Below are 16454 nucleotides of genomic sequence, written 5' to 3' on the forward strand. Positions count from 1 at the left end.
GCAGCTTAACGAGTGCGACAACGTGACTGCTTGCAGCGCTGCGACATATTCGGTCATCGGCTAGCGTTATAGCCCTCATGCACCGAACAACCCTAGCAGCCTTGGGGCCAAACGGCACCTCGCGGTGGTAATCCAGCAGGAATTCGCCGGGACTGGCAAAATTCCGCTTTTCCACCCGCAAGGCTCACCGGAGCCAGGACCCCTCACATGAAAATGACCACCGCCCTGCTGATCGCCAACCCAAGCGATGAAGAAGAAGACAACATGGCCATGCTCTGTTGCCACAGCGCGCAGGGCGAGATGTTCCTGATGACCCGCTACCCGGACGAAGACGAGCTGGAGATCACCCTGGACGGCGAGCCCTCGACACTGGACGACGTCAAGGTCACCCTCGGCCCGACCCTGCTGAAGATCGAGATCGGCGCGGCGGATGCCGACGCGCTCAATGGCGATGATGTGTTGGAGATTACCTACGACCCCAAGGTGACGGACGTGGCCGAAGTGGAGCGGACCTTGCGTAACATCCTCGACGGGACCGGGACATACGTCAGCGAGCTCTGATCCCCGCCAAGGCAGGACTCTTTGTGGCGAGGGGATTGATCCCCTCGCCACAATTCGCGTGATACTTGTTATTTCACCGCCGGTCGCTCCTGTCGCACATCACCCTTGACGGCCGGACGAATTCTGGTGTTTCCTGAAACCGGTTTCAGAACCTCAATAAATCCAATAAACAGGTTTCAATCCGTGAATTCTTTCTCCGCCGCCCAGCGCAGCCGCGTGACCATGCTCGATGTCGCCGAACGCGCCGGGGTCTCCAAGGCCAGTGTCTCGCGCTTCATCGGCGAAGACCGTGCCCTGCTCTCCGAGGCTATCGCTCGGCGTATCGAGCAGGCGATCAGCGAGCTGGGCTACCGTCCAAACCAGATGGCCCGTGGCCTCAAGCGCGGGCGCACGCGCCTGATCGGCATGCTGGTGGCCGATATCCGCAACCCTTATTCGATTGCCGTGATGCATGGCGTGGAAACCGCCTGCCGTCGCCATGGCTACAGCCTGGTGGTCTGCAACACCGATCGCGACGATGAGCAGGAACGCCAGCACCTGGCGCTGCTGCGTGCCTACAACATCGAAGGGCTGATCGTGAACACGCTGGGGCATCACCGCGACGAACTGTTCGAGCTGCGCAGCGAGATGCCGATGGTGCTGGTGGATCGCAAGGTCGATCGGCTCGAAACCGACTTGGTCGGATTGGACAATCCGGCGGCCATCGAAATGGCCCTCGATCACCTCGAACAGCGTGGCTACCGCGATTTGCTGCTGGTGACCGAGCCATTCGATGGCACCAGTTCGCGGATCGAGCGGGTCGAAAGTTTCAAGGCCGGCATCGAGCGACGCCCTGCCCTGGCCGGCGCCGTGGTGGAAACTTGCGAGCAACTGCTCCCGCGCATCAAGACCTTTCTCGCCCAGCCGGACCGTGGTCCCAAGGCGCTGTTCTGTGCCAACGGCATCGCCGCCCTGGCGGCGACCCGCGTACTCCGCGATTTGGGTTGTCACTTGTTCAATGACATCGGCCTGATCGCCCTCGACGACCTGGACTGGTACCCCTTGGTGGGCAGCGGCATCACTGCCCTCGCCCAGCCCACCGCCGAAATCGGCGCCAGCGCCTTCGAATGCCTGCTCAAGCGCCTGCGGGGAGACAACGGGCCGGTGCAGACCCTGGATTTTGCCGCGCGTTTGATCGAGCGTGGGTCGACGCATGGGAGGGCGCGGTGATCGGGCTTGCTCGCGAACAGCGCCTCGAGCACACCGACTAAATTTTTTTGACCAAAACTGAAACCGGTTTCAGAGGTACAACAACAATGAACAAACCACCCGTTTCCATCAGCCTCTCCAGCTACGGCGCCGACCTGGTGCGCCAACGCGGTCAGGGCAGTTTCATCGACCTGCTGACCGCCGCCGGCGCTTCGCGTATCGAATGGCGCGAGGAGCTGCTGACCACCGAGCGACCCGCCGAGCTGGCCGCTGGCGCACGGGGCCAGGGCTTGGAAAGCGTCTACTCTTCACCACTCGAACTCTGGCTCCCCGGCCAGCCCGGGCCCAATCCCGCCCTGGCGGCCACCTTGCAACGTTGCGAGGCATTCGGCTCGGCGTGGTTGAAGGTTTCCCTCGGCCACTTCACCGACTCCCACGACGTATCGCCCCTGGCAGACGCCCTCGCGGCAAGCCCGGTGCAACTGCTGGTGGAGAACGATCAGACCTTGCAAGGCGGACGGATCGAACCTCTGCAACGCTTCTTCGCTGCGGTCCAAGCACACGGTTTACCCATCGCCATGACCTTCGACATCGGCAACTGGCAATGGCAGGACCAATCAGCCACCGCCGCCGCCCGACAGCTCGGACGGCATGTGGCGTATGTGCATTGCAAGGCCGTGGCCCGGCGCGCCGATGGCAAGCTGGTCGCCGTGCCGCCAGCCGCGACCGACCTGCACCTGTGGGAACAATTGCTCAAGCACATGCCGGTCGGCGTGATGCGCGCCGCCGAGTACCCGCTACAAGGCGATGACCTGCTGCAATTGACCGCTGAACACGTTGCCCTCCTGTCCCGCCTCGGGCAATCGCACCGGGAGACTGCCCATGCCTGAGTTCGATGTACTGTCGTTCGGCGAAACCATGGCGATGCTGGTCGCCGACGAAACTGGCGACCTGGCTGGCGTCAACCGGTTTCACAAACGCATCGCCGGCGCGGACAGCAACGTGGCCATCGGCTTGTCGCGGCTGGGTTTCCAGGTGGGGTGGCTCAGTCGGGTCGGCGCCGACTCCCTGGGTCGCTTCGTGGTGCAGGCGCTGGAAAAGGAAGGCCTGGATTGCCGTCATGTGGCCGTCGATCCGGCACACCCCACCGGCTTTCAGCTCAAGTCCCGCACCGACGATGGCAGCGACCCGCAAGTCGAATATTTCCGTCGTGGTTCGGCCGCCAGCCATCTGTCGATCGACTCCATCACCCCGACGCTGCTCACCGCTCGTCATCTCCACGCCACCGGCATCGTGCCAGCGCTGTCGATGACTGCACGGCAAATGTCCTTCGAATTGATGACCCGCATGCGCGAGGCCGGACGCAGCCTGTCGTTCGACCCCAACCTGCGTCCGAGCCTGTGGGCCAGCGAAGCACTGATGATCCGCGAGATCAACCGCCATGCGGCCCTCGCCCACTGGGTCTTGCCGGGGCTTGGCGAAGGTCGGCTGCTGACCGGCTTCGATGACCCTGCCGACATCGCGGCGTTTTATCTGGACCAGGGTGCCGAGGTGGTGGTGATCAAGCTCGGCCCGGACGGTGCTTATTACCGCACGGCGCTGGGCGAGGGATTCGTCGCCGGCGTGCCGGTGGCCCAGGTAGTGGACACGGTGGGCGCTGGCGACGGCTTCGCCGTCGGCCTGATCAGCGCGTTGCTCGAAGGCCTCGACGTCACCGAGGCCGTACGGCGCGCGAACTGGATAGGCAGCCGCGCGGTGCAAAACCGGGGAGACATGGAAGGACTGCCGACACGCAATGAGTTACTGGCTGAATTCAATGAAGCCAATCGCGAGCAAGCTCTCGCCCACAGGGCTGGCACGAATCCGTGTGGGCGCGAGCTTGCTCGCGAATGAGGCAACCGAAAACACCTGCTGCATAAAAACAACAAGCTCAGGAGTCACAGACATGCAGACGCTCAACCTCGCCACCCGCCGCTGGTGGTACATCATGCCCATCGTCTTCATCACCTACAGCCTCGCCTACCTCGACCGGGCCAACTATGGCTTCGCCGCGGCCTCGGGCATGGCCGAAGACTTGATGATCACGCCAGGCCTGTCGTCGCTGCTCGGCGCGCTTTTTTTCCTCGGCTACTTTTTCTTCCAGGTGCCGGGTGCGATCTACGCGCAGAAGCACAGCGTGAAGAAGCTGATCTTCGTCAGCCTGATCCTCTGGGGCTCGCTGGCTACCCTCACCGGCGTGGTCTCCAACGCGTACTGGCTGATCGTGATCCGCTTCATGCTCGGCGTGGTGGAAGCGGCCGTGATGCCGGCGATGCTGGTCTACCTCTGCCACTGGTTCACCCGGGCCGAACGCTCACGCGCCAACACGTTCCTGATCCTTGGCAACCCGGTCACGATGCTATGGATGTCGGTGGTCTCGGGGTACCTCGTCGAGCAATTCGACTGGCGCTGGATGTTCATCATCGAGGGCCTGCCGGCGGTGCTCTGGGCGTTTGTCTGGTGGCGCCTGGCGGACGATCGTCCAGCCCAGGCCAAGTGGCTCAGCGACCAGGAAAAACACGACCTTGAAACGGCGCTGGCAGCCGAGCAGGTCGGCATCAAGGCGGTGAAGAACTATGCCGAGGCCTTCCGCTCGCCCAAGGTGATCATCCTGGCGTTGCAGTTCTTTTGCTGGAGCATCGGCGTCTACGGTTTTGTGCTGTGGTTGCCGTCGATCCTCAAGGCGGGCCTGAAGATGAACATGGTCGAAGCCGGCTGGCTGTCATCGCTGCCGTACCTGGCGGCCGTGATCGCCATGCTGATCGTGTCCTGGGCGTCGGACAAGGTGCAGAAACGCAAGCGTTTCGTCTGGCCGCCGCTGCTGATCGCCTCTATCGCGTTCTATGCCTCCTACCTGCTCGGCGCTGAGCATTTCTGGTGGTCCTATGCCTTGCTGGTGATTGCGGGCGCTTGCATGTACGCGCCCTACGGGCCGTTTTTCGCCATCGTCCCGGAGATCCTCCCGGCGAACGTGGCTGGCGGCGCGATGGCGCTGATCAACAGCATGGGCGCACTGGGATCGTTCGGCGGCTCGTACCTGGTGGGTTACCTCAACGGTTCTACCGGCTCCACCGGCATGTCCTTCCTGTTAATGAGCGGTGCGCTGCTGTTGTCGGTGGTGCTGACCCTCGCTCTCAATCCCGGTGCCAGCGACCGGGTCGTGCCCAAGACTGCGACACCCCATCCGGCGCCTGTCCGTTAACGAATCGGGAAATCCTATGAAAAAGCACGTGGTGTTGTACAAGAAACTGTCAGCGCAACTGATGGAACGCCTGCAAGCGAAGGCCCAGGTCACCCTCATCGAACGTCTCGACGCCCGGGGCCTGGTGCAACTGCGCGATGCCCTGCCCAGCGCCCATGCGCTGTTGGGCGCAGGCCTCAAGCTCGATGCGTCGCTGCTGGACCTGGCGCCCCACCTCGAGGCGATCGCCAGCGTTTCGGTGGGCGTCGACAATTACGATATCGACTACCTGACCGAACGGCGGATCATGCTCACCAACACGCCCGATGTACTGACCGAAACCACCGCCGACACCGGCTTCGCCCTGATCCTAGCAACCGCCCGGCGCGTGGTGGAACTGGCCAATCTGGTCCGCGCAGGCGCTTGGCAACAGAGCATCGGCCCCCAACATTTCGGCAACGACGTCCACGGCAAGACCCTGGGCATCGTCGGCATGGGCCGCATCGGCGAAGCCTTGGCCCAACGCGGCCACTTCGGCTTCGGCATGCCGGTGCTGTACCACAGCCATTCTCCGAAACCCGCTGTCGAGCAACGTTTCAACGCGCGGTACTGCGACCTCGACACGCTGCTGCAACAAGCGGATTTCATCTGCTTGACCTTGCCCTTGACCGCCGAGACAGAAGGTCTCATCGATGCACGGGCGTTTGCTCAGATGCGCCCCGGAAGCATCTTCATCAACATCGCCCGGGGCAAGGTCGTCGACGAAACCGCGCTGATCGAGGCCCTGCGCAGCGGACAGATCCGTGGCGCCGGCCTGGACGTTTTCGAGCACGAGCCTCTGAACGCGGATTCACCACTGTTGCAGATGGATAACGTAGTGGCGACGCCGCACATGGGCTCGGCTACGCATGAGACTCGGGAAGCGATGGCGCGTTGTGCGGTGGAGAACCTGCTGGCGGCGTTGGCGGGGGAACGGCCGGTGAATCTGGTGAACGCGGGGGCGTGGACGCTCTGACATTGCCGCCTTCAAAATGTGCCATCGCAAGCAAGATCGCGATGGCAACTGTATTCATTTAGATGTGCACGCAACGCTAACTTTCCGGGCACAGCCACCTTAGAACGCCGCTGCCAGATTATCCTTTTGATCCTTTCTTAAAATAATATAAACATCCCAAACGGCGCAAACAGTAGAGAAAAACCACGCTTCCAGCAAAGCAGCTACATTCCTACATCTCCCTCCTACTCAATGGCAAGAACAAACCTACGTCAGCCTAGGAAGTCACGCAATAGCCTTCACATCACCCCAATGCTATTAATTAATCACTTGCGAACAAACGCAAGTTGGGCGCGTCGCGAGGCCCATTAACTACATTGGAGTAAATCGACATGGGCAGGAAACGCCCTGAAATAAAACGGTCGCCTGGTTGTGCCTCAGTACGTGTTATGCGGTTGAATTATCGAAAACAAAACAACCAGGAGCGAGTATATGCACAGCATCCGGGCAATGATAAAAAACGCCTATAGAAAACACACCAAACTTCTAGCAATAACTATAACCACAATCATCGCACTTAAACTGATTACACTTGCCCCTCCACTGTTACTCGGAACCATCATCGACACCCTGCAAGGCAATAGAAATCCAGCATCCAGCACCCTGCTCGCACTGACGACAGGCCTAATTGTCGCTGGATGTATTCATGCCATCATCACTCCTCTGCAACTCCATGCGCTGTCCAAGCTGGTACAGGGCATTATCATGAACGCTTCCATTGAGTGGATCACCGAACTTATAGGCAAAGAGTTTTCGTCATTCAGTTCCTGGAGAATCGGCCACTTTATAAAGTCGGTCGAGCGCGGAATTACCGCTCACGAACAACTGCTCATTTTCATTGTAATCATTGCGCTTCCCGTACTCCTGGAGTTCATAGTTGTTGGGGGGACTTTTATTTACATAGGGGGCGGTGAAATTTTTTTGAGCATGACGGCGGCCGGAGTTATCTATCTGGCTACCACCCACCAAATTATCAAATGGCGAAGAAAGCACATCGATGCAGTCAATGAACAGGAAGATGAGTTAAGCGCACTTCTCTACAACACCCTCAACGCGGCGAAAAACATAAAACTGGAAGGTGCCATACCTACTGCCCTGCATCCTTTGAACGCGGCGTTCAGACGTTATGCCGGCGCTGCTGTGACTACGGCATCCTCTGGCGGCCTGCTGAGCACCGCCAAGATATTGTTCGTAAGCCTTTCCACTGGGGGGTTGCTCTACTGGGGCGTCGTGGACCAATTGTCGAGCCAGCCCAGCATCAGCGTCGGACAGCTGGTGGCCATTTTTTCAATCGCGGGGAGTTATCTGCTCAGTATTTCAACCTTGACTGAAGGGTATCGTGCTCTTGATCAGTTCCTGGCAGACCAGCGTCAATTTCAGGGGCTGTTATCACTTCCGGACTTCGATCGCAGCAATCGGCTGGCCTTGGTTGATTCCCGGCGCTCCTCAGTTCTGGAACTCGGACCCTGCGAAGTGGAGGGAACGGGACCGCTTCGCCTGTCGATCAAACGCTCCCTGGCATTTGTTCAAGGGCAGTCAGTGGCCGTTACGGGCCCTAGCGGCGCAGGCAAAACCACTTTTCTGGAAGTCCTCGCCGGGCTTGATGCATCAAGGCGAGACCTACTGAGCATCGACTTGGTACCGGTTTCACTTTTGACCGGCCAAGCCCACTTGGACGCCTTGAGATACTGCCCCCAACAACCGCGATTTCTGGAAGGTTCTTTTGAACAATCGGTTCTGTTCGGAGGCAGCGCATCGCCGATGTTGTCTAGAGCCATACGGCAATTGGAACTGGATGAAATTGTGGCAACACGGCAGGTCAGCGAAAATGCATCGAATATCTCCGGAGGCGAAGCTAAACGCCTATCACTGCTGCGCCTTATCAACAAACCCCGAAAATTCAATATGTTCGACGAGCCAAGCGCATCCATCGAACCCAGGCTGACCACGCCTCTATGGGACCTGTTATTCGACGTTTTTGCCGGGCAAGGGTTGATATGTGTCACTCATGACGTTGACCACCTGCATCGGTTTGACCGGGTCATTGTGATGCATGACGGGGCAATCGTGGAGGACGGTCCGTGGCTGGATCTTATCGACAGGCCAGCAATCAAGCTGCTGGTGGATGAGATTCGGATGCAGAACTAGCGAAATATGGTGCTGGATCTGCTGCCGTCATCGTCGGATCGCCGCCGGAGCAGGCTCGCTCCTTGCTGACGGTGAAAAGTTGGCCGGGGGGCAGGTTCTGCTTCGGGCTTGTCCGGTTTGGGGTTTAGGTAATGGTCGAGGACTCGGTCGGTGACTTCGTCGTGTTTTGGGACTTATTTTTTGGGCGCGGTGAGGTCGGATCGGTGTCCGGGGGATTGGGGGTAGCTTTGAACATATATAGAACCTTATGTGGGATAGGAGGAACCACCACCTCGCTACCAAACGGATAACGTAGCGGCGACGCCGCACATCGGCTCGGCCACCCACGAGCCCCGCGAAGCGATGGCGCGTTGTGCGAAGGAGAACCTGCTGGCGGCGTTGGCGGGGGAACGGCCGATGAATCTGGTGAATGCGGGGGTGAGGCGGAAGAAAGCTACGGAACTTTCATTATTCAACCGAAATAACGTTCGTTGAGCCCTGGCAGAAAAGCTCGTATCGATAGCCCTAAGCGATACGAGCTTAGTTTATTTCTTACGACAGGACCCTCCACCCAAGACTAAAATCGACCATCGTCAGGCTGATCAAGCATTTTATTAATCAACTCTTTCACGTGCTGCGCAGTTTCACACAACATGGTAATGGAATTTCCTGACGTATCGAAACCTTGAAATGAATACGCCTGATAGGCGGGATCATGCTCGCGAATAATGTATCCTCTATACGGTGTATCCTTTGGATAGCTCATCAATTCAATCCTTCTCGCTAATTAAAGTAAATTTCGCGCTAAGTATTCACTTGGCAACTTCAGGCTAAAACCAGAAGCAAACCTTGCCTACTGTCAGAAGTAACAGGTGCAGTGAAAAAACCTCTCTGTTTATACGGCTTTGAAATAAGCGCCTTGACGTTGCTGCCCCCACTAGCTCTAACAAATATAGACAACAGCAGGATGCCTTTACCTTCTCGGTTTCGTGGATCGTCTTGTACAAAACACTGCGTTTTCCGTACTTTTTTGTAAATGCCGCGCCGGGCTGCAATCTGCCAAATGAGCTCGCGCCCAGCGTGTTCTTCGCGCTTCTCGGCCCAGGGTAACCCGCATCGGCGCAGACCACGTTTTCTTGCCAGGTCAGGGCGCATTGAAGTTGAAAGTCCCGCCGTCATCGCGAGCAAGCTCGGCTCCCGCACATGATCTGTGGCGTTCCCGGCTCCTGCGTCCCCCGCCGCCCCCACGCCAGGTCCAAACCGATCACAAATCCACACACCCATCAAAATCCCGTTAGTCGCCACCCCCCGCCATGCATTAAAGTAACGCCCCCAGCCCCGGCGTTATCCGAACGCTTGGGCCACCCTTTCCAGGAACAGTCATCGATGGAACATCGTGAAGCGCTGCTGGCGCTGCGAACCTTTCTTTCTACGCAGATTCTCGGCCAGGAAAAACTCATCGAGCGCCTGCTCATCGCCCTGCTCGCCGATGGGCACATGTTGGTCGAAGGTGCGCCAGGGCTGGCCAAGACCAAGGCGATCAAGGAGCTGGCCGAAGGGATCGAAGCGCAGTTCCATCGTATTCAGTTCACGCCCGACCTGTTGCCGGCCGACATCACCGGTACCGAGATCTATCGTCCGGAAACCGGTAGTTTCGTGTTCCAGCAGGGGCCGATCTTCCACAACCTGGTACTGGCGGACGAAATCAACCGGGCCCCGGCAAAGGTTCAGTCGGCCTTGCTCGAAGCGATGGCCGAGCGGCAAGTCAGCGTCGGACGTAGCACCTATGAACTGTCCCCGCTGTTCCTGGTGATGGCGACTCAGAACCCGATCGAGCAGGAAGGCACCTACCCCCTGCCCGAGGCCCAGCTCGACCGGTTCCTGATGCACGTCAAGATAGGTTTCCCCGACGCTGCGGTGGAGCGCCGCATCCTGCAACAGGCCCGGGGGGAGGCACTGAACGGCGAGACCAAGCCCGAGCGGCGCGTCAGCCAACAGGCGATCTTCTCGGCGCGCAAGGAAATCCTCGGGCTGTACATGGCCGACGCCGTGGAGGAGTACCTGGTGCAACTGATCATGGCTACCCGCAACCCGGCCAAGTTCGACCCCGAGATGGCCGAGTGGATCGCCTACGGCGCCAGCCCACGCGGCTCGATTGCCCTGGATCGCTGCGCCCGCGCCCACGCCTGGCTGGCCGGGCGTGATTTCGTCAGCCCGGAAGATATCCAGGCCGTGCTGTTCGACGTGCTGCGCCATCGCATCATCCTGTCGTTCGAAGCCGAGGCCGCCGGCATTGACCAGGACCGGGTCGTGCAGCGGATTCTCGACGTCGTCGCCGTCGCTTGAGTATCGACGTCGTGAATGACCCACTCGCGCCCGTCCCGGGCATCCGCGTCAGCCTTTCGGAGCTGATCGAGATGCGCCATCGCGTGCGCGAAGTGCAGTTGTTCTCCACGCCCGGCCAGCGCAGCCCGCTGATCGGCCTGCACCACTCCAAGCTGCGCGGGCGCGGGGTGGATTTCGACCAGGTGCGGGTCTACCAGGCCGGCGATGATGTACGCACCATCGACTGGCGAGTCACCGCGCGGACCCAAGAGCCCCACACCAAACTGTTCCATGAAGAACGCGAGCGGCCGATCTTCATCATGATCGAGCAGAGCCATCGCCTGTTCTTCGGTTCCGGACTGATTTTCAAGTCGGTGCTGGCCGCCCGCGCCGCGAGCCTGATCGGCTGGGCCGCGCTGGGGCACAACGACCGGGTCGGCGGACTGGTGTTCGGCAACAACACCCACTACGAAGTCAAGCCGCGGCGCAGCAAACAGAGCCTGCTGCAACTGCTCAACCGCCTGGTGCGAGTCAATCAATCGCTGCACACCGACGGCGAGTCAGACCGCGACTCGTTCGGCGTTGCCTTGCGCCGGGCCCGGGAAGTCCTGCGCCCAGGCAGCCTGGCGATCGTGATCTGCGACGAGCGCGCCTTGTCCGACAGCGCCGAGCAGCAACTGAGCCTGCTGTCGCGTCATTGCGACCTGCTGCTCTTGCCGCTGTCCGACCCGCTGGATCACGCCCTGCCCGCCGCCGGATTGCTGCGTTTTGCCCAGCGTGGCGAGCAATTGGAGCTCGACACACTGAATCTCGAGTTGCGCCAGACGTATCGTGCCCAGGCCGAAGCGCGGCTGATGCGCTGGGAGATGTTGGCCCAGAAGCTGCGAATCCTGATGCTGCCCTTGAGCACCCAGGGCGACATGGTCGAACAATTGCGCGAGTACCTGAACCCCAAGCGACCGGGGAAAGCCCGATGAGTAGCCTGGACCAGTTGCAGCCACTCATGACCCCGCCGCCCATCGGATTCTGGCCGCCCGCGCCGGGCTGGTGGCTGTTGCTGGTGCTGCTGCCCCTGCTGGGTGTGGGTGTATGGCAATTGCGCCGATTCATTCCCGTCAAGCGCAGCAACGCCCGGGCCGAGCAACCGCTGGATCCGGTGCGCCTGGCCGCGCTGGCCGAGCTCGCCCTGCTGCCCAAGCCCTACGACGGCGCGCCGGCCGGCGCCTGGTTGCAACAGCTCAATGGGCTGCTCAAGCGGTTGTGCCGCAACCACTATCCCTACAGCCAGAGCCACACCCTCAATGGGCGCAAATGGCTGGCCTTCCTGGATAACCGCTGCCCGGCCGCCGGCCTGACCCGGTGGATGATCCTCGTGGAGGGCGCCTACAAGCCTGAATGCAAGCTCGATGACAAAGCCATCGCCGGCCTGACCCAAGCCGTCGAGATATGGATTCGCAAACATGTTTGAGTTCGCCTGGCCGTGGGTCTTCATCCTGTTGCCGTTGCCCTGGCTGATGCGCCTGGTGTTGCCGGCTGCGGACAGTGGCGAGCCGGCGCTCAAGGTCAGCTTCCTGGATGAGCTCGAAGGATTGGTGGGGCGGCGGGCCCGGGCCAATTTACCGACATGGCGCCAGCAGGCTCCCTTCATCCTGCTTTGGCTTTTGCTGTTGATCGCCGCCGCCCGCCCGCAGTGGCTGGGCGAGCCGTTGCCGATCGCCGCGAGCGGTCGCGACCTCCTGGTGGCGGTGGACGTGTCGGGCTCGATGGATTTTCCCGACATGCAATGGCAGGACGAAGACATCAGCCGTCTGGCGCTGGTGCAGCGCATGCTCGGCGACTTCCTCGAAAGCCGCGAAGGTGATCGGGTCGGCCTGATTCTGTTTGGTACCCAGGCGTATCTGCAGGCGCCCCTGACATTCGATCGCCACACCGTGCGGCGCTGGCTCGACGAAGCGCGCGTGGGCATCGCCGGCAAGAACACTGCCATCGGCGACGCCATTGGCTTGGCCCTCAAGCGCCTGCGTCAACGTCCGGCGCAGAGCCGCGTGCTGATCCTGGTGACCGATGGCGCCAATAATGGCGGCCAGATCGATCCGCTGACCGCCGCGCGGCTGGCTGCCGATGAAAGCGTGAAGATCTACCCGATCGGCGTAGGCGCCGACCCGGAGCAAAGTGGCAGCGCCGGCTTCCTGGGCGTCAACCCGAGCCTGGACCTCGACGAAGCGACACTCAGGGAAATCGCCCAAGTCACCGGCGGCCAATATTTCCGGGCCGAGGATGGCGAGCAACTGTTGGCGATAAAGGCGACCCTTGACCAACTCGAACCGGTGACCCAGCAACCAACCCAGGCCCGCCCGGCCCATGCCTTGTATCATTGGCCCCTGGCCGTTGCGCTGGTATTGAGCATGTTGCTGGTGGCCCGGGAACGTTGGCCGGACAATCCGTTGCAACGCCTGTTCACCCAGCCGCTGTTCCAACCCTCGCACCCCTCCGAATGGCGCCAGCGGCTCAAGCGCCTGCGACTGCGGAGGCGCCGATGATCGCGCTCTGGCCGCATTGGCTGCGCCCCGGTTTCATTCTGCTGCTGCCGTTACTGGGCTGGCTGCTCTGGCAGCTCTGGCATCGGCAAAAACGCGTGGGCCGTTGGCAAATGATCCTGCCTGCGGCGTTCCATGGAGTGCTGCTCAGCGGTGGCAGCGGTCGCGAAAGCAAGCTGCCCTGGATCGCCCTGGGCCTGGGCTGGCTCTTGATGGTGCTGGCCTTGCTTGGTCCCAGCTGGACACGCGTCGAACAGACCAGCCAGAAACCCGCCGATCCGTTGGTGATCATCCTCGAACTGACGCCAGAGATGCTCGCCACCGACGTCCCGCCCACCCGTTTGGAACAAGCCCGGCGAAAAGTGCTGGACGTGCTGCACAACCGCAGTGACGCCCAGACCGCGATCATCGTGTATTCCGGTAGTGCCCACACCTTGGTGCCGCTGTCCGATGACCTGGCCACCAGCGCCAACCTGCTCGAAGCGCTGGCGCCATCGATCATGCCCCAAGGCGGCCATCGCGCCGACCTGGCCGTGAACAAGGCCATGGCCCTGCTGGACCAGGCCGGGCTCGGCCACGGTCGGATCCTGCTGATCGCGTCGTCCCTGAACGAGCAGGAACGCCAAGGCATCCGCCAGGTCCTGGACGGCTCCGCCACTCGCTTGCTGATGCTCGGCATTGGCACCCGCGAAGGCGCGCCGGTGGCCCAGGACGATGGCAGTTACCTGAAGGACGCCCAAGGCGCGATCCTGGTGCCGCGCCTGGACAGTCCGGGCCTCAAGTCCTTCGTCAGTGAGCTGGATGGCCGCTATCGCCCGGCGCGTCTGGACGACAGTGACTTGCGCGGCCTGGGCCTGCTGGACGGGCCGCGCCAACTGCGCAGCGATGGCCAGACATTGCGCCTCGACACCTGGGCCGACCAGGGTTATTGGCTGCTTTTGCCGTTGTTGTTGCTGGCAGCGTGCGCCGGGCGGCGCGGTTGGCTTTTCTGCCTGCCGCTGTTGTTCGTATTGCCGCAAACCGGCCACGCTTTCGAATTCCAGGATTTGTGGTTGCGTCCCGACCAGCAGGGCCAGCATCTGCTCAAGCAAAAACGCCCGGCCGAGGCCGCTGCCCGTTTCGAAGACAGCCAATGGCAAGGCGTCGCCCTGTACGAAGCCGGCGAGTACAGCGAAGCGGCCCGACGATTTGCAGAAGGCAACGACGCCCGTTCCCACTACAATCGCGGCAATGCCCTGGCCCGCAGCGGTGAGCTGGAGGCGGCGATCGATGCCTATGAGCAGGCCTTGGAATTGCAACCGGACCTGCGCCCGGCGCAGACCAACAAAGCCCTGGTCGAAAGCCTGCTGAAAGAACAGACTCCGCCCCCGGACGAGCCCAAGCCTGCCGAAAACCAGGAACAGCCTGCCACGGAGCAACCGCAGGAGGCCGACAGGCCGAGCCAGTCATCCGAGCAGGGCCATCCCTCCTCCGAAGCGACAGCCACGCCGGACGACGCCCCGGCGTCCGAGGCCCCACCGCCCGGCGCCCAGGATGTGCCAGGCAGCGAGTTGCCCGACGAGCAGACCACCACCCCGCCGCTTCGCCCGGCGGCGGGTCAACGCAACGAAGAAGAACAACGCCAGGCGCTGGAACAATGGCTGCGCCAGATCCCGGATAACCCAGGTGAGCTGCTCAGGCGCAAATTCTGGTACGAACAGCAAAGCCACCAGGCCCAGGAAAAAAACCAATGACCCGCTTCACCGCCTACCTCCTCGTCTTGCTGTTCTGGGCTGCCGGGTCCCAGGCTGCGCAGTTGACCGCCAGCGTGGATCGTAGCCGGCTGAATTCCGGGGAAACCGTGGAGCTGACGCTGGAATCCAACGACGCCACGCTGTTCGGCAAGCCTGACCTGAGCCCGCTCCAGGCGTTGTTCGACGTACGAGGCACCCGCCAGGTCAACCAACTGACCACCCTCGACGGCGAGAACCGCGCTACCACCCGCTGGATCGTCACGTTGCTTCCCCGCCAGAGCGGCACTGTGGTGATTCCGGCGCTGCAATTGGGCGAAGTGGCCAGCCAGCCGATTACGTTGCAGGTGATCGAAAGCGAGACCCGCAACGCCTCCGGCACCCTCGCGCCGGTGTTCATCGAAGCCAGCCTCGACCAGGCCGAAGTGTATGTACAGGCCCAGGCTATCCTGACCTTGCGCATCTACCATTCAGTGTCGCTTTACGACGACAGCAGCCTAACCCCCTTGCACATTCCAGACGCACGCACCGAGCAACTGGGGGAATCGCGCACCTACGAGAAAGTCATCAACGACGTGCGCCACGGCGTGATCGAACTGCGCTACGGCATCTATCCGCAGCGTAGCGGCGAGTTGGCGGTCCCGGCCCAGACCTTCAGCGCCACGCTGGTCGAGCCGGCGGCCCAGGGCAACGCGACGCCCGGCGCCAAGCCCGGCCAACTGATGCGCGTGAGCTCCACGCAACTGCAGCTGGCCGTCAAGCCAAAACCTGCCAGCTATCCGGCCGACCTTCCCTGGCTACCGGCCCGCAGCCTTTCCTTGAGCGAAAGCTGGAGCCCGGAACCGACCCACAGCCAGGTCGGTGATTCACTGACCCGCAGCCTGACCCTTGAAGCCGAAGGCTTGACCAGCGCCCAATTGCCGCCGCTGCCTGCCACCGAGATCAACGGCCTGCGCCGTTATCCCGACCAGCCGGTGCTCAGCAGTCGCAGCAGCGAACGGGGACTGGTGGGCAGTCGCGAAGACCGCGAGGCGTTGGTACCCAACCGCAGCGGCACCATTGAGCTGCCACCCGTTGAAGTGGTCTGGTGGAATACCCTGGAAGATCACCTGGACCGCACCAGCCTCCCCGCGCGGACCCTGCAAGTGGCGAACAATCCAAGCCTGATGGTCGACACGCCGGCGGGCACGACGCAAATCGTCACGACCGTCGACAGCGAGACGCTTTGGTACTGGCAGTTGAGCACGCTCATCCTGACGTGTACCACGCTGCTCGGTTTCGGCCTGTGGTGGCGCGCCCGCTGGCAACCCGCCGTCCTGCGTTCGACCCAGGCCGGACCTAGCCCGCGCACCCTGCTCGATGACCTCAAGCGCGCCTGCCTGGCCAACGACCCGCACGCCACCCGCCAGGCCTTGGACGCCTGGGCCCGGCAGCAACCGGAAACCCTGGCAGACTTGGCAGCGCGCTTCGTGCCACTGTCCGACGCCCTCGACGGCTTGAACGGGGCCCTGTACAGCGAGACCGGCCAGCTTTGGCAAGGCGAAGACCTGTGGCGCGCCATTCGCGCCATTCCGCCCCTTGAAGGATCGCCGGATGCCACCAGTGATTCGAGCTTGCCGCCGCTTTATCCCAAGTAACCGGCGTCGCACCGCGCCGTTCCATTTGACAAAGTTGAGCAGCCCATCTCCCTGCTTTTCCCAGTAAACTCTGCA

14 protein-coding genes and 3 pseudogenes are annotated in these 16454 nt (G+C 61.6%); 14 read left to right on the forward strand and 3 right to left on the reverse strand.

All coding sequences use genetic code 11. The features are described 5' to 3' along the window. Positions 1-207: 207 nt before the first annotated feature. The 7 genes from VQ575_RS14095 to VQ575_RS14125 all read left to right on the forward strand — a co-directional run bounded on the left by VQ575_RS14095 (position 208) and on the right by VQ575_RS14125 (position 8171). On the forward strand, positions 208-561 hold the full coding sequence (locus tag VQ575_RS14095) for a hypothetical protein (RefSeq protein WP_039590005.1): 354 nt from the start codon (positions 208-210) through the stop codon (positions 559-561). A gap of 183 nt (positions 562-744) precedes the next feature. Further along, complete coding sequence (locus tag VQ575_RS14100) at positions 745-1770, forward strand: LacI family DNA-binding transcriptional regulator (RefSeq protein WP_325917718.1); 1026 nt, start codon at positions 745-747, stop codon at positions 1768-1770. Between the two features lie 86 nt (positions 1771-1856). Next, the gene (locus tag VQ575_RS14105) at positions 1857-2639 is read left to right on the forward strand and encodes a sugar phosphate isomerase/epimerase family protein (protein ID WP_325917720.1); all 783 of its coding nucleotides are present in this window, start codon (positions 1857-1859) and stop codon (positions 2637-2639) included. Beyond that, positions 2632-3642 (forward strand): sugar kinase, encoded by a 1011-nt coding sequence (locus VQ575_RS14110; protein ID WP_039589998.1) that lies wholly within the window; start codon positions 2632-2634, stop codon positions 3640-3642. The genes VQ575_RS14105 and VQ575_RS14110 overlap by 8 nt, the downstream gene beginning before the upstream one ends. A 52-nt stretch (positions 3643-3694) precedes the next feature. Further along, on the forward strand, positions 3695-4990 hold the full coding sequence (locus VQ575_RS14115) for an MFS transporter (RefSeq protein ID WP_325917722.1): 1296 nt from the start codon (positions 3695-3697) through the stop codon (positions 4988-4990). A 16-nt stretch (positions 4991-5006) separates the two neighbouring features. Beyond that, positions 5007-5984 carry a 2-hydroxyacid dehydrogenase gene (locus tag VQ575_RS14120; RefSeq protein WP_325917724.1) on the forward strand — a complete coding sequence of 326 codons (978 nt, stop codon included), beginning with the start codon at positions 5007-5009 and terminating at the stop codon, positions 5982-5984. A gap of 471 nt (positions 5985-6455) precedes the next feature. Further along, a complete protein-coding gene (locus tag VQ575_RS14125) occupies positions 6456-8171 on the forward strand; it encodes an ATP-binding cassette domain-containing protein (protein WP_325917726.1) in 1716 nt (571 codons plus the stop codon). 92 nt (positions 8172-8263) lie between these two features. Here VQ575_RS14125 and VQ575_RS27355 read toward each other — a convergent pair. Continuing rightward, positions 8264-8406 (reverse strand): annotated as a pseudogene (locus VQ575_RS27355) (DUF6124 family protein); the annotation flags it as partial. Between the two features lie 53 nt (positions 8407-8459). On the opposite strand from VQ575_RS27355, the pseudogene VQ575_RS14130 reads away from it, so the two are divergent. Further along, positions 8460-8645 (forward strand): annotated as a pseudogene (locus tag VQ575_RS14130) (hypothetical protein); the annotation flags it as partial. Positions 8646-8727: 82 nt separating this feature from the next. Here the strand turns inward: VQ575_RS14130 and VQ575_RS14135 are convergent. Together VQ575_RS14135 and VQ575_RS14140 are read right to left on the reverse strand one after the other, a co-directional pair. Next, positions 8728-8916, reverse strand: a complete 189-nt coding sequence (locus tag VQ575_RS14135) for a hypothetical protein (protein WP_039589990.1) — start codon at positions 8914-8916, stop codon at positions 8728-8730. Positions 8917-9118: 202 nt separating this feature from the next. After that, positions 9119-9313, reverse strand: a pseudogene (locus VQ575_RS14140) (transposase); the annotation flags it as partial. 223 nt (positions 9314-9536) lie between these two features. Here VQ575_RS14140 and VQ575_RS14145 point away from each other — a divergent pair. The 6 genes from VQ575_RS14145 to VQ575_RS14170 are packed head-to-tail and all read left to right on the forward strand — an operon-like array spanning position 9537 to position 16379. After that, complete coding sequence (locus tag VQ575_RS14145; RefSeq protein ID WP_039589986.1) at positions 9537-10496, forward strand: AAA family ATPase; 960 nt, start codon at positions 9537-9539, stop codon at positions 10494-10496. Between the two features lie 11 nt (positions 10497-10507). Further along, entirely contained in the window at positions 10508-11452 is a 945-nt protein-coding gene (locus VQ575_RS14150) for a DUF58 domain-containing protein (protein ID WP_039589985.1), read from the forward strand. Next, positions 11449-11943 (forward strand): DUF4381 domain-containing protein, encoded by a 495-nt coding sequence (locus VQ575_RS14155; RefSeq protein ID WP_039589983.1) that lies wholly within the window; start codon positions 11449-11451, stop codon positions 11941-11943. The genes VQ575_RS14150 and VQ575_RS14155 overlap by 4 nt, the downstream gene beginning before the upstream one ends. Beyond that, a complete protein-coding gene (locus VQ575_RS14160; RefSeq protein WP_045156364.1) occupies positions 11936-13015 on the forward strand; it encodes a vWA domain-containing protein in 1080 nt (359 codons plus the stop codon). The genes VQ575_RS14155 and VQ575_RS14160 overlap by 8 nt, the downstream gene beginning before the upstream one ends. Beyond that, positions 13012-14745, forward strand: coding sequence for a tetratricopeptide repeat protein (locus VQ575_RS14165; protein WP_198726298.1), 1734 nt, complete (start codon positions 13012-13014; stop codon positions 14743-14745). The genes VQ575_RS14160 and VQ575_RS14165 overlap by 4 nt, the downstream gene beginning before the upstream one ends. Then, positions 14742-16379, forward strand: a complete 1638-nt coding sequence (locus VQ575_RS14170; RefSeq protein WP_045156362.1) for a BatD family protein — start codon at positions 14742-14744, stop codon at positions 16377-16379. Before VQ575_RS14165 ends, VQ575_RS14170 begins: the two co-directional genes overlap by 4 nt. Positions 16380-16454 lie beyond the last annotated feature (75 nt).

The organism is Pseudomonas frederiksbergensis (genome assembly GCF_035751725.1).
In the GTDB taxonomy this organism is placed as follows: Bacteria; Pseudomonadota; Gammaproteobacteria; order Pseudomonadales; family Pseudomonadaceae; genus Aquipseudomonas; species Aquipseudomonas frederiksbergensis_A.